This window comes from Enterobacter sp. UPMP701, assembly GCF_053709515.1.
Genome location: NZ_JBSKJN010000010.1, coordinates 30,070 through 49,563, shown reverse-complemented (window position 1 = coordinate 49,563; position 19,494 = coordinate 30,070). Strand labels below are relative to the sequence as shown.

Sequence of the window (19,494 nt, the reverse complement as noted above, 5' to 3'; positions counted from 1 at the left end):
GATTAGTGAGACGCTGCTGCCGCGTTGTGCTGGCGGTGGCGGGTCACGAAGCCCAGGATGAAGCACATGATGAACACCACGGCGTACAGACCGTTCGCGGTGTGCAGCGCCGCCAGCGGGCCGCTGTGGGCGACGATCGGGCCCGTCACCACGAAGGTCAGCATGGTGCCGATGGTGCCGCAGGTCAGCACGAAGTTAACCAGCTTCGGCGAGGCCACTTTAGTCTGCAGGGAGCCCAGGGTGATGATCGAGGTGTAAATCGCGCTGGAGAAGAAGCCCAGGGTCAGGATGAACCACGGCATATGCTCCGGTGAACCGTTGATGAACAGGTACATCAGCACGGTCGCCAGGCCCGCCAGCACGGTCAGGATACGCTGCAGGTCGAAGAAGCGCAGGATGAAGCTAAACGCCCACATGCCGAACATGTAAGACATCCAGAAATCGCTCACCAGTTTACCCGCGTCGTTCAGGCTCATGCCCAGGCCTTTGGCGTATTCCGGTACCCAGGAGATAAAGCCCAGCTGGCCCAGGATGTAGCACAGCGCGGCGATGGAGAGGAACAGCACGCCGATGCCCCATTTCTCTTTCGCGACGGGCTCTGCGGTGGTTTGCGCTTTCTTGCCCAGCACCGGGAATTCGCAGCCGAAGGTCAGAATAAAGATCGCCACGTAGACCAGACCGATGCACGCATAGACCCAGTACCACTCAATGCTGCGTGCCAGCAGTACGGCCGCGACCATCGGGAAAATCATCCCGGCCATGCTGAAGAAGGAGTCGGTAAACAGCAGGCGCGCGCCGCGCTGGCGGCCTTCATACATATGGGTAATGAGGAACGTACCGATCGACATGGTGATCCCGCTGACCAGACCGAGCACGAACATGGCGGCGGAGAACAGCGCGATACTGTGGCTCAGCATCAGGCCCGCCACGGCGGCGACCATCAGCACAAAGCCAAAGCGCAGCTGAGTTTTCAGCGGGACGATTTCCATCAGCCAGGCATTCAGGAAGATAGAGATCAGGATCCCCGCGTTGAGGAAGGTGAAAGTGTTACTCATGCTGGAAACGGGCAGCTGGAAGTAGTCTGCGATATTCCCCATCACCATCCCGGTGACGATCACCAACGCGCCGGTCAGGGCGTAGGAGAAGAAGCTGATCCATGTGAGCTTGATGCGATTGCTGTTAGTCATGTCTGGCCTGTTCAGAAAAAGAAAAGCGCCGGGAGGGCGCTGAGAGCGGGCAGATTTTAGTCGTTAAAGTGATCTATTCCTATCTTTTAAAGGCAATGAATATTTAATTGCAGGTTTTAGTGTGATCTAAATCACACTAATGCGGGCGTAACCAATCGTTTGCGCAGTAATAATTGTTTCAATTTCGTAAAATTAGGTAAAAGGCTGGTCTCCGTTCATACTGCTCTTTAGAATCAAGCCATTCGCTTTTTACACTGCGCTTTGTTAAGGAATTCTCATGCTCAAATCAACACTGGCGGCTGTCGCAGCTGTGTTTGCTCTTTCTGCCGTTTCCCCTGCTGCGCTGGCAGCCAAAGGGGACCCTCACGTTCTGCTGACCACCTCCGCCGGGAACATTGAGCTGGAACTGAATAGCCAGAAAGCTCCGGTTTCTGTGAAAAACTTCCTCGACTACGTGAACAGTGGTTTCTATAACAACACCACCTTCCACCGCGTGATCCCAGGCTTCATGATTCAGGGTGGCGGCTTCAATGAGCAGATGCAGCAGAAACAGCCGAACCCGCCAATTAAAAACGAAGCGGACAACGGCCTGCTGAACAAGCGCGGCACCATCTCGATGGCGCGTACCGCAGACAAAGATAGCGCCACCAGCCAGTTCTTCCTCAACGTGGCGGATAACGCCTTCCTTGACCACGGCCAGCGCGACTTCGGCTATGCGGTCTTCGGTAAAATTGTGAAAGGAATGGACGTGGCGGACAAGATTTCTCAGGTACAGACTCATGACGTCGGCCCGTACCAGAATGTACCGTCTAAACCTGTCGTGATCCTCTCCGCGAAAGTTCTGCCATAAGTCTCTTCGACACGGGCGATCCTCGCCCGTGTTGCGTCCCTCCCTGCGAAAGCGCGTTTTGCTGCTTATACTTGTGGCAAACGGACTATTCAGGGAGGCGTTAAGTGAAAAAACTCACCGATAAGCAAAAATCCCGTCTCTGGGAGCAGCAGCGTAACGTCAATCTTCAGGCCAGTTGTCTCCTTGAAAAAGGTAATGGTCCCTCAGAACCTCACATCGAGACGCTTGAGCTTGGGCCTTCCGCGCCCGGGTTGCCCCATCTGTGCCTTATTCACCGCCATCTGTATCACAGCGAGATGAAGCGGGCAGGCGAATTCCGTACCGACGATATTTTTAAGGGAGACATTCCCTTCTGTCATTTCGAGTACATCGAAAAGATGGGCAACGAACTGATGGCGGCGCTGGAGAGCGATAAGTATCTTGTGGGTCTTGAGAAAGCGGCGTTTGTTGAAAAAGTCAGCCATTACTACTGTGAAATCAATATGCTGCATCCCTTTATGCGCGGTAACGGCATTGCGCAACGCGTCTTCTTTGAGCAGTTGGCCATCCATGCGGGTTACGCGCTGGACTGGCGGGATATCGATCCCGAGCAGTGGGTGGCGGCTAACCGAAGTGGCGCAACGGGAGATTTAACCGCGTTAAACGCTATCTTTGCCAAAGTAGTGAGCGAAGCGCGGGAATCTGAGTAGAATAGGGCGGCATTTTTTTCAGGAGCCGCCATGATTCTGCTGATTGATAACTACGATTCCTTCACCTGGAACCTTTACCAGTATTTTTGTGAGCTGGGTGCAGAGGTGGTTGTCCGCCGCAACGACGAGATCGGCATGACCGATATTGAGACGCTGGCTCCGCAGAAAATCGTGATTTCGCCGGGGCCGTGTACGCCATCGGAGTCGGGCATTTCTCTCGATGTTATTCACCACTATTCCGGCAGGCTGCCGATCCTGGGCGTCTGCCTGGGGCATCAGGCCATTGCCCAGGCGTTTGGGGCTACCATCGTGCGTGCCGCGAAAGTGATGCATGGCAAAACCTCGCCGGTCACTCACGCCGGTACCGGCGTATTCCTGGGGCTAAACAATCCGTTAACCGTGACGCGCTATCATTCTCTGGTCATTGACCCGCCGACGCTGCCCGACTGCTTTGACGTTACCGCCTGGAGCGAGTCGCAGGAGATCATGGGGATTCGCCACCGCGAGTACGATCTGGAAGGCGTGCAGTTCCATCCGGAAAGTATCCTCAGCGAGCAGGGGCACGCGCTGCTGGCAAATTTCCTCCATCGCTGAATATCTGTTGCCTTGTTGTGATTTTTTATGCATATTTTGTGATTATATTTTCACAATCACTGTGACATAAAAATGGATGGTCATGACATGGCAACTGAACAACCAGCAATTACCCGCGCGACATTTGATGAAGTGATCCTGCCGATTTATGCACCGGCTGAGTTCATCCCGGTGAAAGGGAAAGGCAGCCGCGTCTGGGATCAGCAGGGTAAAGAGTATGTAGATTTCGCGGGCGGTATTGCGGTTACGGCGCTGGGTCACTGCCATCCTGCGCTGGTTGAGGCATTGAAAACCCAGGGTGAAACCCTGTGGCACACCAGCAACGTGTTCACCAACGAACCGGCGCTGCGCCTGGGCCGTAAGATCATTGATGCCACCTTTGCCGAGCGCGTGCTGTTTATGAACTCCGGCACCGAAGCGAACGAAACCGCCTTTAAGCTGGCGCGCTACTACGCAACCACGCGCCACAGCCCGTATAAAACCAAAATCATCGCCTTCCATAACGCCTTCCACGGACGCTCCTTCTTTACCGTTTCCGTTGGCGGTCAGCCGAAATATTCCGACGGCTTCGGCCCGAAACCGGCCGACATTATCCACGTGCCGTTTAACGATCTGCATGCGGTAAAAGCGGTAATGGACGACCACACCTGCGCGGTGGTGGTGGAGCCTATTCAGGGCGAAGGCGGCGTGACCGCTGCGACCCCGGAATTCCTGAAAGGGCTGCGTGAACTGTGCGATGAGCATCAGGCGCTGCTGGTGTTTGATGAAGTGCAGTGCGGAATGGGGCGTACCGGAGACCTGTTTGCCTACATGCACTACGGCGTGACGCCGGATATTCTGACCAGCGCCAAAGCGCTCGGCGGCGGTTTCCCGGTGAGCGCGGTGTTGACGACGCAGGAAATTGCCTCCGCGTTCCACGTCGGGTCTCACGGCTCCACCTACGGCGGCAACCCGCTGGCGAGCGCCGTGGCCGGCGCCGCGTTCGACATCATTAACACGCCGGAGGTGCTAAACGGCGTTAGCGCGAAGCGCGAGCTGTTTGTGAAGCATCTCCAGCAGATAAACGATAAGTACGCCGTTTTCAGCGAGATCCGCGGCATGGGGCTGCTGATCGGTGCCGAGCTGAAGCCGCAGTACAAAGGCCGCGCGCGCGATTTCCTGCACGCCGCCGCCCACGAAGGGGTGATGGTGCTCAATGCCGGGCCGGACGTGATGCGTTTTGCGCCGTCGCTGGTGGTAGAAGACAATGACATTGAAGACGGGTTAACCCGCTTTGCCGCGGCGGTCGAGAAGATCGTTAAAGGCTAATACTCGGTTCGCTTTAACCGGCGCGTTAACCAAATGCCGTGATGCGGGCGCTGACGCCATGCCACCGACGAAATGGTGTGCATGGTGTTCAGATGTCCCAGCACGCGCTGCAAATGCTGCTCCAGGGTGCTCATCGGCCCGTGGGTCAGCGTCTCCGGCGCTTCCAGAATGTTTGAATCCCCCGACTCACCCGGCGCGTCATACTCCAGACGCTGCTGACACCTCTGCAACGCAATTTCACACGACTGCAAATAGCGTTGCGCCAGGTCTGGCGTCAGCATCGTGTGTTCGCGCGCCAGCGTGGTCATGGCATTAATGTGCTCGACGATAAACTGGCTGTGCGTGACCCACAGCTTCATGTCTGCCAGATAGTGCGCGTTAAAGCCCGGCTCCTGCATCGCCTGGTTAAGGGAGTTAAACAGGGCGTTGTGCGCCTGGTTGACCTTCATGCGCTCGTAGGCCAGCGGAGAGGGCTGCGGGTCATCGCTCAGAATAAGACGAATGGCCTGCTGGTCAGCTTCCAGCGCGTCGTGGGCGTTCTGCCTCAGTAGCCCGCTCTGCCACTGCGGCCACAGCCAGACCATGCCGCCAAAGGCGATCAGGCAGCCAATCAGCGTGTCGATCAGACGGGCAACAATAAACTGTTCGCCGTTAAGCGTAAGTAGTTGCAGGGTATACACCGCCGTCACCGTAAAGCCCACCATCGCCCAGCCGTAGTTTTTACGGATAATCAGATAGCTAACCAGAGTGATCGCCAGCATGCCCGCCAGGGTATAGCCCTCGGGGACGTGGAAGTGCAGCGTCACGCCCGCAATAATCAGACCCGCCATCGTGCCGCCAGCCCGGTGCAGAATGCGCACCCGCGTGGCGCCATAGCCATTCTGGGTGACAAACAGCACGGTCATTAAAATCCAGTAGGGTTTCGGCAGGTGCAGGGCCATTCCCATCAGGCTGGCGATGCTGAGCATGACGCTAATCCTTGCGGCGTTGCGCAGGGCGGAAGATTTCAGCGACAGGTAGCTTTTAAGGGCGGGCAGCAGCGGCAGACGTTTCTGTTTATCCGCCATCAGGTCGCGGGGGTAAAGCGGGCGCTGGGTGCGCAGCACGCGGGCGATGCGGCTAAAGTGCCATGCGGCAAACTGGCCGACCGGGTTTTCCGGGTGCTGGCGTGCAATTTTCTCCAGCGCGCCGAGCTGTTTGTCCATGGAAAAGCGTGTCGGGTAGCGGTGATAGAGAATATCATCGGCCAGCACCCGCAGGCGAGCGGAGACGGTTTGCGCGTTCCAGCGGATCACCGCTTCGGCATGGCTGCGCTCAACCAGCTTTTGCACCTCCTGCGGATGGTGCAGGCTTACGGAAATATGCTCCTGCAGATCGAGCCCGACCTGGAAGGTGCGCAGCAGCCGTTTGTATTCGTGATTTCTGTTGGCGGCAAGCATGTGCAGCTGCTGATAGCACTGGCTTATCAGGTCCACCACCTTTTGCTGGCGCGCAAGCAGCGGCGGCAGCGATTTTTCCGGGTCGGTATGCTGGGTGAGCAGGGTGTATTTGGCTTCGCAGTAATCGGCCAGTTGGCGGTAGAGCAGGCTCAGGGATTCGCGCAGCGGCTGTTCCCGCCACAGCCAGAACCAGAACCAGTTAAACAGCCCGTACCACAGCGTGCCAAGGGCGTAGATCAGCAGCGGCTCCCACACGGGCATATTCCCGGCCAGGCTCAGGGTGAAGATGGCCGCAATGAGTGACGCGGGAAGCAGACGGGCATGGAGCGAGCTGATTTCGGCGGTGACGCCGAGAGTCATCGCCAGCACGGTCAGGATCAGCGGCAGCGGAATGTCGCGGGCCAGTAAGATCTGGACGGCAAGGCTACAGCCAGCAAACAGGCTGCCACCGATAATCAGGCGTTTGAAAAAGCGTTTATGCGGCGTATCCAGACCGGCAATGTTGCAGCAGGCGGGGACGAGGGAAAACAGCAGACCTTGCTGAAGGTGTCCGAGGATCAGGCCCACGGCCACAGGAAGACACAGCACCAGCGTTTGTCGCAGTGCGTAGTTAACTTCCGGGTGATAGATCAGCCTGCGCCACATGGGGAATAGAGACAAAAACGGCGTGACACCTTGCGATGACACGCCGTTTGACCGGGATTAACGGGTTCCGTAAACCACGATGGTTTTACCGTGGGCGGAGATCAGGTTTTGATCTTCCAGCATTTTCAGAATACGGCCCACTGTTTCGCGGGAGCAACCGACGATCTGACCGATTTCCTGACGGGTAATTTTAATTTGCATGCCGTCAGGGTGGGTCATCGCGTCTGGCTGTTTCGCCAGGTTCAGCAGGGTCTGCGCGATGCGGCCGGTAACGTCCAGGAAGGCGAGGTTACCCACTTTCTCTGACGTGACCTGCAGACGGCGCGCCATCTGAGAAGAAAGACGCATCAGGATGTCAGGGTTAACCTGAATCAGCTGACGGAATTTCTTGTAGGAAATTTCAGCCACTTCACATGCTGTCTTTGCTCGAACCCAGGCGCTACGTTCCTGGCCTTCTTCAAACAGGCCCAGTTCACCGATAAAATCGCCCTGGTTCAGATAAGAAAGGATCATCTCTTTGCCTTCCTCATCTTTGATCAGCACTGCCACCGAGCCTTTGACGATGTAATACAACGTTTCCGCTTTTTCACCCTGGTGAATCAGCGTGCTCTTCGATGGGTACTTATGAATGTGGCAATGAGACAAGAACCATTCGAGAGTCGGGTCTGTTTGCGGTTTGCCAAGCACCATGCGCTGTTATCCTCTGTTATAAGCTGTCACCAGAGTCATCAGATGCATCCGGACTCTGGGGTTGCAATCGAATTCTTACCCATACCCTGGGAAGTCGGCTGTCGTAACGTTTCGCAGCCAGTAAAGTTTGATGTCCTCTGCATACATGTGTAACGTCAATGTATTACTGTAGCATCCTGAGTGTTTTAGCATAGCTTTCGCCGCGTGTCTCCTGGTGTCTCGCTTCAGCATGATGCAGGTCGCCTTCCATTGCGAGAAATGTAACGTGCGCGTAATCTGTCACCAAAAATGCAACGTTGGAGTTAATGAATATGCAAGCGCGCGTGAAGTGGGTTGAAGGTTTAACGTTTCTGGGCGAGTCCGCATCAGGACACCAGATTTTGATGGACGGTAACTCCGGCGATAAAGCGCCAAGCCCAATGGAAATGGTGCTCATGGCGGCAGGCGGATGCAGCGCGATTGACGTGGTGTCGATTCTGCAAAAAGGCCGTCATGACGTGACGGATTGCGAGGTAAAACTCACTTCAGAACGTCGCGAAGAGGCGCCACGCTTGTTTACCCATATTAACCTGCACTTTATCGTCACCGGCAAAGAACTGAAAGACGCGGCGGTTTCACGTGCGGTGGATCTTTCTGCGGAGAAATACTGCTCTGTGGCGTTAATGCTGGAGAAAGCGGTAAAAATCACCCATTCGTATGAAGTGATCGAGGCTTAATTATTGGGGCATCGTGCGTGTTGATGCCCTCACCCTAACCCTCTCCCACAGGGAGAGGGAACATGTTCACGCGATCTGCTTCCCTTCCATCAGTCGCTGAACCAGCGGCGTCATGATGAGCTCCATCGCCAGCCCCATTTTCCCGCCCGGTACCACTAACGTGTTCATGTGCGAAATAAACGAGCCCTGCAGCATCGCCAGCAGCCAGGGGTAATCTATACCTTCGAGATTGCGGAAATGGATCACCACAAAGCTCTCATCCAGAGACGGGATACTTTTGGCGGCAAACGGGTTGGAGGTGTCCACCGTCGGCACGCGCTGGAAGTTAATGTGGGTGCGGGAGAACTGCGGCGTGAGGTAATTGATGTAATCTTCCATGGAGCGCACCACCGAGTCCATTACCGCCTCGCGCGAATGGCCGCGCTCGCTCATGTCACGCGTCAGCTTCTGGATCCATTCCAGGTTAACGATAGGGACCACGCCGACCAGCAGATCCACATGGCGTGCCACATCGTGCTGAGGCGTAACTACGCCACCGTGCAATCCTTCATAAAACAGCACGTCGGTCGGTTCCGGCAGCGGTTGCCAGGGGGTAAAGGTGCCCGGCACCTGGTTCCAGGGTACGGCTTCGTCGTAGGTGTGCAAATACTTGCGGGACTGCCCGGTGCCGCTCTGCCCGTATTCACGGAAGGTCTGTTCCAGCAGGCCGAAATCATTGGCTTCCGGGCCGAAGTAGCTGATGTGTTTACCCAGATCGCGCGCCTTGCGGATCGCCATGTCCATCTCAGGCCGCGTATAGCGGTGAAAGCTGTCGCCTTCGACCTCCGCCGAACGGAGATTCAGCTGGGCGAAAATCTTGCGAAAAGCGAGGCTGGTGGTGGTGGTTCCCGCACCACTCGAGCCCGTAACGGCAATAATGGGATGTCTGGCAGACATAGCAACTCCCTGACTGAAAAGGTTGGAAGATCAGCCGTGAAACGCGTTGCGGGGCATGATATTGACCGTCTCATGCAGTTCTGACCACACCAGCACCACGTCGCCGCTTTTCAGCTGGCGTTTTACATCGTTGACCTTTTGCTCAAGCGAACGCTCATGTTCACCATAATCGGTGCCTTCGCGTAATACAAAGCTTTCAATCAGATTATCGAGCGTTTCGGGAGCCAGATCCTGCCAGGGAATGATCATTTTGCACCGTCCAGATAAGGAGTAAGCCAGTCAGGAATTCGCGCCTCCAGCCACATTTTCGGCTTGCGCAGCGTGCCGCCGATGAACCCCACGTGGCCGCCATGCTCGGTCAGCTGGTAGTGAACGTTGTCAGGCAGGAATTCCTGCGCGGGAATAGAGTGATGATCCATAAACGGGTCATCTTTGGCGTGAATAATCAGCGTCGGCTGCGTGATCTTGCTGAGCAGCGGCATGGCGCTGCACTGACGATAATAGTCAATCGCATCGGCGAAGCCGTGGATTTTCGCGGTGATCAGGTCGTCGAACTCGCGAATACGGCGCACCTTTTTCAGCTGGCGCAGGCTTACCGGCAGGGTATCCGGGTAGGCCTTCAGCTTTCGCGCCGCGTTGGCTTTTAGCAGGTTGAGCAGATAGCGCTGATAGACGCGGGAAAAGCCTTTTTCCATGTGGTAGCTGCACTGCTCCAGCATAAACGGCGCGGAAACAATGACGGCGGCATTCAGCGGTACGCTGTCGCCCTCTTTTGCCAGCAGGCAGGCCAGCATATTGCCGCCCAGCGAGTAGCCCACGGCGGCCGTTGGCACGGTGCCGTAATTTTCCCGCAGCCAGTGTAAAAACCAGGTGCCGTCTTCGGTTTCACCCGAGTGATAGATGCGTTTCTGACGATTGGGCTCGCCGCTACAGCCGCGAAAATGCATCACCACGCCGAGCCAGCCGCGCGCTTTTGCCGCCTCAATTAACCCATGTGCATACGGGCTGTGCAGGCTGCCCTCTAAACCGTGAAACACCACCAGACGCGGCTTATGACGAGCCTGCTCCGGCGCTTCGCTCCAGGCGAGATCCAGAAAGTCGCCGTCGGGCAGATCGAGCCGTTGCCAGTGCGGGGTGAACTGAACCTTGCGGCGAATCAGCCGCGGCAGCATGGTTTGCAAATGGCAATTGGCCACGCCGCGCATGGGCACGAATTCGGTGCTGTCTTCGGCTGCAATGTCGAAGTCTGATGGAATGATTTGGGTCATAAGCGCGATGCTGATTCTTGTCGGAAATTTACGATACTTTCCGAATTGTACCCCGTTTAGCCTGGATTTCCGAACCAGGGACAGATTCCGTTCGCACAACGGGGTAAATACGTCACTCCGCCTGCAGCATCGCTTCCAGCTGTTCCTGCGCGTCCAGCCACGCCATTTCGCACTCTTCAAGGCTGGATTTGGTCTTCGCCTGCGTTTGCAGGCAGTCCGTCAGTTCGGCTTTACGGCTCTGGTCGTACAGACCGCTATCACCCAGCTTCTCTTCAACGGAGGCCAGCGTGGCGTTGAGCTTTTCCATCTCTTTTTCAAGACGGGCAATCTCTTTACGCAGCGGCTGCGTCTGGGTGCGCAGCTCGGCTTCGCGACGTTTCTGGTCTTTACGCGACCGCGCGCTGTTGGCGTTGTCTTTCGCTGACTCTTCCGGCTGGTTTTCCTGCTTTTGTACATCCGTCAGCCACTGCTGGTAGTCTTCCAGATCGCCGTCGAATGGTTCGACTTTGCCGCCGTGCACCAGGTAGAGATCGTCCGTGGTGGAGCGGATCAAGTGGCGGTCGTGCGAAACGACAACCAGCGCGCCTTCGAACTCAATCAGCGCTTCGGTCAGCGCCTGACGCATGTCGAGATCAAGGTGGTTAGTGGGTTCGTCGAGCAGCAGCAGGTTCGGGCGCTGCCAGACGATCAGCGCCAGCACCAGACGGGCCTTTTCGCCGCCGGAGAAGCGCTCGGTGTTTTCAGTCACCTTATCGCCCTGGAAGCCGAAGCCGCCGAGATAGTCGCGCAGTTTCTGCTCCATCTCCTGCGGCGCCAGACGTGCCAGGTGCTGAATCGGCGATTCATCCGCGCGTAAAAATTCCAGCTGATGCTGAGCGAAATAGCCCAGCTTGATGCCCTTCGCCAGGCCGATTTCACCGCTGACCGGGTTAAGCTCGCCCGCCAGCAGTTTGATCAGCGTGGATTTACCGGCGCCGTTGCGCCCCAGCAGGCCAATGCGTGAACCCGGCACCAGGTTGAGCTTGATGGAGTCGAGAATAATGCGGTCGGCGTAGCCTGCGCTGACCTTTTCCATCTTCAGCAGCGGATTGGGCAGGCTTTCCGGTGCGCGGAAGCTGAAGTGGAATGGGTTATCCACGTGTGCCGGGGCGATCATCTCCATGCGTTCCAGCATCTTGATGCGGCTCTGGGCCTGCTTGGCTTTTGACGCTTTAGCTTTGAAGCGATCCACAAAGCTTTGCAGGTGCGCCACGCGCTGCTGCTGGCTTTCATACATAGACTGCTGCTGGGCAAGACGCGTCGCGCGCTGGCGCTCGAAGGAGCTGTAGTTGCCGGTGTACTCGAACATCGTTTGCTGTTCGATATGAATGATTTTATCCACCACCGGGTCGAGGAAGTCGCGGTCGTGGGAGATCAGAATCAGAGTGCCCTGATAGCTCTTGAGCCACTTCTCCAGCCAAATAACCGCATCGAGATCGAGGTGGTTGGTCGGTTCATCGAGCAGGAGCAGGTCGGAGCGGCAGATCAGCGCCTGCGCCAGGTTGAGGCGCATACGCCAGCCGCCGGAGAAGTCGCTGACCGGACGTTCAAGCTGTTCGTTGCTGAAGCCCAGGCCGTGCAGCAGGCTGGAGGCGCGGGAGCGAATGGTCCAGGCGTCGATGGCGTCCAGCTTGCCGTGAACGGTGGCGATGGCGTGACCATCGTTGCGCTCGTTCGCGGCATTGAGTTCCGCTTCGAGCTTGCGGTATTCGCGATCGCCGTCGATAACATAGTCGAGCGCCGGTTCGCTCAGGGCTGGTGTCTCCTGGTTTACCCAGGCGAGCTGCCAGTTTCCCGGCCAGGTAAAGTTACCGCCATCTGCGCTAATCTCGTTTTTCAGCAGGGCCAGCAGGGTTGATTTACCGCAGCCGTTTTTGCCGACCAGACCCACTTTCTGGCCCGGGTTGATGGTAGCAGTGGCGTTATCCAGCAGGACGCGCACGCCGCGACGAATTTGTAACGAGGAGAAAACAATCATAGAAGCGCCGTATGTTCCGACTATGTTAATTTGTCATTATGATAATGTAAGGTGTGGGCCATTTTCCGCACCGGGCCGCCATGGTAGCCCAAAACAACGACGATACACAAAAACAGAAACAAGACCGGGAGGGGAATGATGTCTCAGACAGCAAAAGTGCTGCTGCTGTATGCCCATCCGGAATCTCAGGACTCGGTGGCGAACCGGGTGCTGCTTAAGCCGGCCACACAGCTCAGTAACGTAACGGTGCACGATCTCTACGCGCACTATCCTGATTTCTTTATTGATATTCCTTACGAGCAGGAACTGCTGCGTCAGCATGACGTGATCGTGTTCCAGCATCCGCTTTATACCTATAGCTGTCCGGCGCTGCTCAAAGAGTGGCTGGACCGCGTGCTGAGCCGGGGCTTCTCCAGCGGGGTGGGGGGCAACCAGCTGGCGGGAAAGTACTGGCGTAGCGTCATCACCACCGGTGAGCCTGAAAGTGCATACCGCCACGACGGGCTGAACCGCTATCCGATGAGCGATATCCTCAGGCCATTCGAACTGACGGCGGCAATGTGCCGTATGCACTGGATGAGCCCGATTATCGTCTACTGGGCACGGCGACAGGATCCGAAAGCGCTGGCGAGCCACGCCAGAGCCTACGGTGAATGGCTGGCATCACCCATTCCGGCTGGAGGTCGTTAAATGGAAGGATCGAATTTGCTCCTCGCCGGGGTGCTGTTTTTATTTGCGGCGGTCGTCGCGGTGCCGCTTGCTGCACGCATTGGTATCGGTGCGGTGTTGGGTTATCTGCTGGCGGGGATCGCGATTGGCCCCTGGGGGCTGGGATTCATCAGCGATGTAGATGAGATTCTCCATTTCTCCGAGCTGGGCGTAGTGTTCCTGATGTTTATCATCGGCCTGGAGCTGAATCCTTCAAAATTGTGGCAGCTTCGACGCTCTATTTTTGGTGTGGGGGCGGCTCAGGTGCTGTTCAGCGCCGCCATCCTGGGCGGGCTGCTCATGTTGACGCAGTTTTCCTGGCAGGCGGCAGTCATCGGCGGGATAGGCCTTGCGATGTCCTCCACGGCGATGGCGTTGCAGCTCATGCGCGATAAAGGGATGAACCGCAATGAAGCCGGACAGCTCGGCTTTTCGGTGCTGTTGTTCCAGGATTTGGCGGTGATCCCGGCGCTGGCGCTGGTGCCGCTGCTGGCGGGGTCCGGCGACGATCACTTCGACTGGGCAAAAATTTCCATGAAGGTGCTGGCTTTCGCGGGCATGCTGATTGGCGGACGTTTCCTGTTACGTCCGGTGTTCCGCTTTATTGCCGCCTCGGGCGTGCGCGAGGTGTTTACCGCCGCGACGCTGCTGCTGGTGCTCGGCTCGGCGCTGTTTATGGACGCACTGGGGCTGTCGATGGCGCTGGGCACCTTTATCGCCGGGGTGCTGCTGGCGGAGAGTGAATACCGGCACGAGCTGGAAATTGCCATCGATCCCTTCAAAGGGCTGCTGTTAGGCCTGTTCTTTATTTCAGTGGGGATGGCGCTCAACCTTGGCGTACTCTATACCCATCTGCTGTGGGTCATTGTTAGCGTCGCCATTCTGGTGGCGGTGAAGACGCTGGTACTGTACGTCATGGCGCGTATTTATGGGCTGCGCAGTTCAGAGCGCATGCAGTTTGCCAGCGTGTTGAGCCAGGGGGGAGAGTTCGCGTTTGTGCTGTTTTCCACCGCCTCCTCCCAGAAGTTGTTTAAAGATGACCAGATGGCGCTGCTGCTGGTGACGGTCACGCTGTCGATGATGACCACGCCGCTGCTGATGAAGCTGGTGGATAAACTGCTGTCGCGCCGCCTGAACCCGGCGGACGATGAAGATGAAGCGCCATGGGTGGAAGACGATAAGCCGCAGGTGATTGTGGTGGGCTTTGGTCGTTTCGGACAGGTGATTGGACGCCTGCTGATGGCGAACAAAATGCGCATCACAGTGCTGGAACGCGATATCAGCGCGGTTAACCTGATGCGCAAATATGGCTACAAGGTCTATTACGGTGATGCCACCCAGCTTGAGCTTCTGCGCTCGGCCGGGGCGGAAGCCGCGGAGTCTATCGTCATCACCTGCAACGATCCGGAAGACACGATGAAGCTGGTGGAGCTGTGTCAGCAGCACTTCCCGCACCTGCATATTCTGGCGCGTGCCCGGGGACGTGTTGAGGCTCACGAACTGCTTCAGGCAGGTGTGAAACACTTCTCGCGTGAGACGTTCTCCAGTGCGCTGGAGTTGGGCCGCAAGGCATTAATCTCCCTGGGGATGCATCCTCACCAGGCGCAGCGTGCCCAGATGCACTTCCGCCGGCTGGATATGCGAATGCTGCGTGAGCTGATGCCGGTACATAGCGATACGGCGCAAATTTCCCGCGTGCGGGAAGCGCGTCGCGAGCTGGAGGAGATCTTCCAGCGAGAGATGCAACAGGAACGACGCCAGCTCGACGGCTGGGATGAATTTGAATAAAGGGTAACGAAAGATGGCTGTACGTAAACGCTTTATCGCGGGGGCAAAATGCCCGTCTTGCCAGGCTCAAGATACGCTGGCCATGTGGCGCGAAAATAATATTGATATAGTTGAGTGTGTTAAGTGCGGTCATCAGATGCGTGAGGCCGACAAAGAAGCCCGCGATCATGTTCGCAAAGAAGAGCAAGTGATCGGCATTTTTCATCCAGACTAGCGATATGCTCTGAGTTTTTTTAAGCTTAAGGGTACACGGGTGCAGATTTCCGCTACAATCTGCGCCAGCAATTTTCCCACGCTCAGGAGATATCATGAAAGTAGCAAAAGACCTGGTGGTCAGCCTGGCCTATCAGGTACGTACAGAAGACGGTGTGTTGGTTGATGAGTCTCCGGTGAGTGCGCCGCTGGACTACCTGCATGGTCACGGTTCCCTGATTTCCGGCCTGGAAACTGCGCTGGAAGGTCATGAAGTTGGCGACAAATTTGACGTTGCTGTAGGCGCGAACGACGCTTACGGTCAGTATGACGACAACCTGGTTCAGCGCGTTCCTAAAGACGTGTTCATGGGCGTTGACGAACTGCAGGTTGGCATGCGCTTCCTGGCTGAAACTGACCAGGGTCCCGTTCCAGTTGAAATCACTGAAGTTGAAGATGACCACGTTGTGGTTGACGGCAACCACATGCTGGCGGGCCAGAACCTGAAGTTCAACGTAGAAGTTGTTGCGATCCGTGAAGCGACCGAAGAAGAGCTGGCTCATGGCCACGTTCACGGTGCACACGGTCACGACCATGATCACGATCACGGCCACGACGGCTGCTGCGGTGGTCACGGCCACGACCATGGTCATGACCACGGCCACGGTAAAGGTGGTTGCGGCAACGGCGGCTGCGGTTGCCACTAATTCCGTCATGCGGAAAATAAAAAAGCGGGAGAATCCCGCTTTTTTTACGCCTCAATAATGAGGTGGTGGCGTCTCTTCCGACTGTGAGGCAATGTTTGACGGCTGCGTCGCCTTCAGCTTTTCCGTCAGCAGGCGCATATGATCCCGCAGTTTCGCCATTTCGAGTTCGTGCGCGGTCACGGTCTGGTTAAGCTCTTCGATGGTGATGTCCTGAAAAGCCAGGCGGCTTTCCAGCTCAGCCATTCTCGCTTCTATCGTTGTATCCTTCATCATTCACCTCGTTTATATCTGATACGCCATATTAGCCCAGCGGCGGCGCAGTTTAACTGAGTTTATCCTTAAGTACAGTCTCTATCCCGCTGGCAAGAAACTTATTTAAACAAAAATAGTCTGAAAAGTGGCGAGAATTGGGAGTGTCTGTCTGTAGATTTCTTCCGCAACGTTTTATAGTACGTCACTCATTTACGTTTAATGCTGGGGTGAGAGACCCCAGGCCCTGGAGATATGGATGAAATCACTGTTTAAAGTAACGCTGCTGGCGACGACGATGGCTGTTGCGCTGAACGCGCCGCTGTCATTCGCTGCTGATACTGCTGCGAAGCCTGCTGCCACTGCAGACAGCAAAGCGGCGTTCAAAAATGACGACCAGAAATCCGCCTACGCACTGGGCGCATCTCTGGGCCGTTACATGGAAAACTCTCTGAAAGAACAAGAGAAACTGGGCATCAAACTGGATAAAGCTCAGCTGATCGCGGGTGTTCAGGACGCCTTTGCTGATAAGAGCAAGCTGTCTGACCAGGAAATTGAACAGACTCTGCAGGCGTTCGAAGCGCGCGTGAAGGGTGCCGCTCAGACCAAGATGGAAGCGGACGCTAAAGACAACGAAGCGAAAGGCAAAGCCTACCGCGACACCTTTGCTAAAGAGAAGGGTGTGAAAACTTCTTCGACTGGCCTGGTGTACAAAGTTGAGAAAGAGGGTACCGGTGATGCGCCTAAAGACAGCGACACTGTTGTAGTAAACTACAAAGGTACGCTGATCGACGGTAAAGAGTTCGATAACTCTTACACCCGTGGTGAGCCTCTTTCCTTCCGTCTGGACGGTGTGATCCCGGGCTGGACCGAAGGCCTGAAGAACATCAAAAAAGGCGGTAAGATCAAGCTGGTCATCCCACCGGATCTGGCTTACGGCAAAACCGGTGTTCCGGGTATTCCTGCTAACTCTACGCTGGTCTTTGACGTAGAACTGCTGGATATCAAACCAGCACCTAAAGCGGATGCCAAAGCTGACGCGCCAGCTGAAGAAAAAGCAGCGACCGACGCGAAGAAGTAATGTGATAAAAACCGCCGCCTTTAAGGCGGCGGTTTTTTTATTGTGGGGCAGATATAATTAACACTGGAAAGCGCTATACACGCTGTATTAATTTAGTTGTCCGTGTAGATAATGAGCCTGCCCTGAAAACCTAACGACAGGCTCCTGAAAAGGAGTGTTTTTTTCATGTCCAGGTCGCTTTTAACCAACGAAACCAGTGAACTTGATTTGCTGGATCAACGTCCTTTTGACCAGACCGACTTCGATATTCTGAAATCCTACGAAGCGGTAGTGGACGGGTTAGCGATGCTCATTGGTTCCCACTGCGAAATTGTATTGCACTCCCTGCAAGATCTGAAGTGTTCCGCCATCCGCATTGCTAATGGTGAGCATACCGGCCGTAAAATTGGTTCGCCAATTACCGACCTTGCATTGCGTATGTTGCATGACATGACCGGCGCGGACAGCAGCGTCTCCAAATGTTATTTCACCCGCGCCAAAAGTGGCGTGCTGATGAAATCAGAAACCATCGCGATTCGAAACCGCGAGCATCGTGTGATTGGTCTGCTGTGCATCAACATGAACCTTGATGTGCCTTTCTCGCAGATCATGAGCACCTTTATCCCGCCAGAAACGCCAGACGTTGGCTCTTCTGTTAACTTTGCCTCCTCCGTAGAGGATCTTGTCACGCAGACGCTGGAGTTCACCATTGAAGAGGTGAATGCCGACCGCAACGTATCGAACAACGCCAAGAATCGTCAGATCGTACTCAATCTCTACGAGAAAGGGATTTTCGATATCAAAGATGCCATCAACCAGGTGGCTGACCGTCTGAACATCTCCAAGCATACGGTCTACCTTTACATTCGCCAGTTCAAAAGCGGTGACTTCCTGGGGCAAGACAAGTAATGCGTTTTGCGTTAATGGTGACAGGCCCGGCATATGGAACTCAGCAGGCCAGCAGCGCGCTGCAGTTTGCGCATGCGCTACTGGCGGCCGGACATGAACTGGCGAGCGTCTTCTTCTACAGGGAAGGGGTGTATAACGCGAACCAGTTTACGTCACCGGCAAGCGATGAGTTTGATCTGGTTCGCGCCTGGCAGGCATTAAACGAAACGCAGGGCGTTGAGCTGCATATCTGCGTGGCCGCGGCGCTGCGTCGCGGCGTGACGGATGTAGCCGAAGCCGAACGCCTGGGGTTATCGGGTGCTAACCTGCAGCCCGGATTTTCGTTGAGTGGTCTGGGCGCGCTGGCTCAGGCGGCGTTAACGTGTGACAGAGTGGTGCAATTCTGATGAAGCGTGTGGCATTTGTTTTTACTTCTGCGCCGCACGGCAGCGCCGCTGGCCGCGAAGGACTGGACGCGCTGCTGGCAACCTCGGCATTAACGGAAGATATCGGCGTCTTCTTTTTGGGTGACGGGGTGTGCCAGATTCTGGCGGGGCAACAGCCGCAAGCCATTCTGGCGCGTGATTACATCGCGACGTTCAAAGTGTTGCCACTTTACGATATCGACACCTTCTATGTTTGTGCTGACTCTTTAGCCGCGCGCGGTTTAAACGAGGCAACGCCTTTCGTGCTGGATGTGACGGTCCTGCCTTCTTCTGCATTGCGCGAACACCTTTCCCACTTCGACACTGTTTTGACTTTCTGAGGCTGCCATGCTCCATATTCTGAGCCATTCACCGTGGCAATGTGATATCGACACGCTGCTGAGCATGCTGCGCGAAGGTGACGATCTATTGCTGATTCAGGATGGCGTGCTCGCCGCACTTGAAGGCAGCCGTTTTGTTGAAATTCTCACGAATGCCCCCATAACAGTCACTGCGCTGAAAGACGATCTTGACGCGCGGGGTCTTTCTGGTCAAATTTCAGCCAAAATTGACGTGGTTGGCTATACTGATTTCGTCAATCTTACTGTGACGCACGCCAGTCAAATGAACTGGTGATTTGAGATCGCTGTATATTTCTTGACACCTTTTCGACGTAGCCCTAAAATTTCGCGTCCTCATATTGTATGAGGTCGTTTTATTACGTGTTTACGAAGCAAAAGCTAAAACCAGGAGCTATTTAATGGCAACAGTTAACCAGCTGGTACGCAAACCACGTGCACGCAAAGTTGCAAAGAGCAACGTGCCTGCGCTGGAAGCCTGCCCGCAGAAACGTGGCGTATGTACTCGTGTATATACCACCACTCCTAAAAAACCAAACTCCGCACTGCGTAAAGTATGCCGTGTGCGTTTGACTAACGGTTTCGAAGTGACTTCCTACATCGGTGGTGAAGGTCACAACCTGCAGGAGCACTCCGTGATCCTGATCCGTGGCGGTCGTGTTAAAGACCTTCCGGGTGTTCGTTACCACACCGTTCGTGGTGCGCTGGACTGCTCAGGTGTTAAAGACCGTAAGCAGGCTCGCTCCAAGTACGGCGTGAAGCGTCCTAAGGCTTAATGG

At 55.7% G+C, this 19,494-nt stretch carries 23 protein-coding genes; 15 read left to right on the top strand and 8 right to left on the bottom strand.

The window, feature by feature from the left end:
- Window positions 1-2 precede the first annotated feature (2 nt).
- A complete protein-coding gene (gene tsgA / locus ACWKXT_RS18795) occupies window positions 3-1,187 on the bottom strand; it encodes an MFS transporter TsgA (protein WP_021242206.1) in 1,185 nt (394 codons plus the stop codon).
- 277 nt (window positions 1,188-1,464) lie between these two features.
- Between tsgA and ppiA the strand changes: the two genes are divergently transcribed.
- The 4 genes from ppiA to argD all read left to right on the top strand — a co-directional run bounded on the left by ppiA (window position 1,465) and on the right by argD (window position 4,628).
- The gene (ppiA, locus tag ACWKXT_RS18790) at window positions 1,465-2,037 is read left to right on the top strand and encodes a peptidylprolyl isomerase A (protein WP_032644556.1); all 573 of its coding nucleotides are present in this window, start codon (window positions 1,465-1,467) and stop codon (window positions 2,035-2,037) included.
- Between the two features lie 104 nt (window positions 2,038-2,141).
- Complete coding sequence (locus tag ACWKXT_RS18785) at window positions 2,142-2,726, top strand: putative adenosine monophosphate-protein transferase Fic (RefSeq protein WP_454529472.1); 585 nt, start codon at window positions 2,142-2,144, stop codon at window positions 2,724-2,726.
- Between the two features lie 30 nt (window positions 2,727-2,756).
- Entirely contained in the window at window positions 2,757-3,320 is a 564-nt protein-coding gene (gene pabA / locus ACWKXT_RS18780; RefSeq protein WP_454529473.1) for an aminodeoxychorismate synthase component 2, read from the top strand.
- Between the two features lie 87 nt (window positions 3,321-3,407).
- The gene (argD, locus tag ACWKXT_RS18775; RefSeq protein WP_454529474.1) at window positions 3,408-4,628 is read left to right on the top strand and encodes a bifunctional acetylornithine/succinyldiaminopimelate transaminase; all 1,221 of its coding nucleotides are present in this window, start codon (window positions 3,408-3,410) and stop codon (window positions 4,626-4,628) included.
- Here argD and ACWKXT_RS18770 read toward each other — a convergent pair.
- Entirely contained in the window at window positions 4,625-6,712 is a 2,088-nt protein-coding gene (locus tag ACWKXT_RS18770; RefSeq protein WP_454529493.1) for a YccS/YhfK family putative transporter, read from the bottom strand. The genes argD and ACWKXT_RS18770 overlap by 4 nt on opposite strands.
- Window positions 6,713-6,769: 57 nt before the next feature.
- Window positions 6,770-7,402 (bottom strand): cAMP-activated global transcriptional regulator CRP, encoded by a 633-nt coding sequence (gene crp / locus ACWKXT_RS18765; RefSeq protein ID WP_000242758.1) that lies wholly within the window; start codon window positions 7,400-7,402, stop codon window positions 6,770-6,772.
- A gap of 311 nt (window positions 7,403-7,713) precedes the next feature.
- On the opposite strand from crp, the gene ACWKXT_RS18760 reads away from it, so the two are divergent.
- The gene (locus ACWKXT_RS18760) at window positions 7,714-8,118 is read left to right on the top strand and encodes an OsmC family protein (RefSeq protein WP_010436331.1); all 405 of its coding nucleotides are present in this window, start codon (window positions 7,714-7,716) and stop codon (window positions 8,116-8,118) included.
- Window positions 8,119-8,184: 66 nt separating this feature from the next.
- Here the strand turns inward: ACWKXT_RS18760 and ACWKXT_RS18755 are convergent, their stop codons facing one another.
- The 4 genes from ACWKXT_RS18755 to ACWKXT_RS18740 form a co-directional block, all read right to left on the bottom strand.
- Window positions 8,185-9,054, bottom strand: a complete 870-nt coding sequence (locus tag ACWKXT_RS18755) for a phosphoribulokinase (protein ID WP_116342661.1) — start codon at window positions 9,052-9,054, stop codon at window positions 8,185-8,187.
- Between the two features lie 30 nt (window positions 9,055-9,084).
- A complete protein-coding gene (locus ACWKXT_RS18750; protein ID WP_013099053.1) occupies window positions 9,085-9,303 on the bottom strand; it encodes a YheU family protein in 219 nt (72 codons plus the stop codon).
- A complete protein-coding gene (locus ACWKXT_RS18745; protein ID WP_454533101.1) occupies window positions 9,300-10,322 on the bottom strand; it encodes a hydrolase in 1,023 nt (340 codons plus the stop codon). The genes ACWKXT_RS18750 and ACWKXT_RS18745 overlap by 4 nt, the downstream gene beginning before the upstream one ends.
- Window positions 10,323-10,434: 112 nt before the next feature.
- Window positions 10,435-12,339, bottom strand: a complete 1,905-nt coding sequence (locus ACWKXT_RS18740) for an ABC transporter ATP-binding protein (RefSeq protein WP_454533100.1) — start codon at window positions 12,337-12,339, stop codon at window positions 10,435-10,437.
- Between the two features lie 135 nt (window positions 12,340-12,474).
- Here ACWKXT_RS18740 and kefG point away from each other — a divergent pair, with 135 nt between their 5' ends.
- From kefG to slyD, 4 genes are all read left to right on the top strand, one after another.
- Window positions 12,475-13,029, top strand: coding sequence for a glutathione-regulated potassium-efflux system ancillary protein KefG (gene kefG, locus ACWKXT_RS18735; protein WP_059357223.1), 555 nt, complete (start codon window positions 12,475-12,477; stop codon window positions 13,027-13,029).
- Window positions 13,030-14,835 (top strand): glutathione-regulated potassium-efflux system protein KefB, encoded by a 1,806-nt coding sequence (gene kefB / locus ACWKXT_RS18730; RefSeq protein ID WP_454529477.1) that lies wholly within the window; start codon window positions 13,030-13,032, stop codon window positions 14,833-14,835.
- 13 nt (window positions 14,836-14,848) lie between these two features.
- Window positions 14,849-15,049, top strand: coding sequence for a YheV family putative zinc ribbon protein (locus ACWKXT_RS18725; RefSeq protein ID WP_003861689.1), 201 nt, complete (start codon window positions 14,849-14,851; stop codon window positions 15,047-15,049).
- 94 nt (window positions 15,050-15,143) lie between these two features.
- Window positions 15,144-15,734 (top strand): peptidylprolyl isomerase, encoded by a 591-nt coding sequence (gene slyD, locus ACWKXT_RS18720; RefSeq protein WP_003861691.1) that lies wholly within the window; start codon window positions 15,144-15,146, stop codon window positions 15,732-15,734.
- A gap of 51 nt (window positions 15,735-15,785) precedes the next feature.
- Here slyD and ACWKXT_RS18715 read toward each other — a convergent pair whose 3' ends face one another.
- A complete protein-coding gene (locus ACWKXT_RS18715) occupies window positions 15,786-16,004 on the bottom strand; it encodes a protein SlyX (protein WP_008503009.1) in 219 nt (72 codons plus the stop codon).
- Window positions 16,005-16,242: 238 nt separating this feature from the next.
- Here ACWKXT_RS18715 and fkpA point away from each other — a divergent pair, with 238 nt between their 5' ends.
- The 6 genes from fkpA (at window position 16,243) to rpsL (ending at window position 19,491) form a co-directional block, all read left to right on the top strand.
- Window positions 16,243-17,064: an FKBP-type peptidyl-prolyl cis-trans isomerase gene (gene fkpA, locus ACWKXT_RS18710; protein ID WP_025758059.1), complete on the top strand. Its 822-nt coding sequence runs from the start codon at window positions 16,243-16,245 to the stop codon at window positions 17,062-17,064.
- 165 nt (window positions 17,065-17,229) lie between these two features.
- Window positions 17,230-17,952: a helix-turn-helix transcriptional regulator gene (locus tag ACWKXT_RS18705; RefSeq protein ID WP_003861697.1), complete on the top strand. Its 723-nt coding sequence runs from the start codon at window positions 17,230-17,232 to the stop codon at window positions 17,950-17,952.
- Window positions 17,952-18,338, top strand: a complete 387-nt coding sequence (gene tusD, locus ACWKXT_RS18700; protein WP_454533099.1) for a sulfurtransferase complex subunit TusD — start codon at window positions 17,952-17,954, stop codon at window positions 18,336-18,338. Before ACWKXT_RS18705 ends, tusD begins: the two co-directional genes overlap by 1 nt.
- Entirely contained in the window at window positions 18,338-18,697 is a 360-nt protein-coding gene (gene tusC, locus ACWKXT_RS18695) for a sulfurtransferase complex subunit TusC (protein WP_454533098.1), read from the top strand. Before tusD ends, tusC begins: the two co-directional genes overlap by 1 nt.
- Before the next feature lie 7 nt (window positions 18,698-18,704).
- Window positions 18,705-18,992, top strand: a complete 288-nt coding sequence (tusB, locus tag ACWKXT_RS18690) for a sulfurtransferase complex subunit TusB (protein ID WP_454533097.1) — start codon at window positions 18,705-18,707, stop codon at window positions 18,990-18,992.
- 124 nt (window positions 18,993-19,116) lie between these two features.
- Window positions 19,117-19,491, top strand: a complete 375-nt coding sequence (gene rpsL, locus ACWKXT_RS18685; RefSeq protein WP_000246815.1) for a 30S ribosomal protein S12 — start codon at window positions 19,117-19,119, stop codon at window positions 19,489-19,491.
- Window positions 19,492-19,494 lie beyond the last annotated feature (3 nt).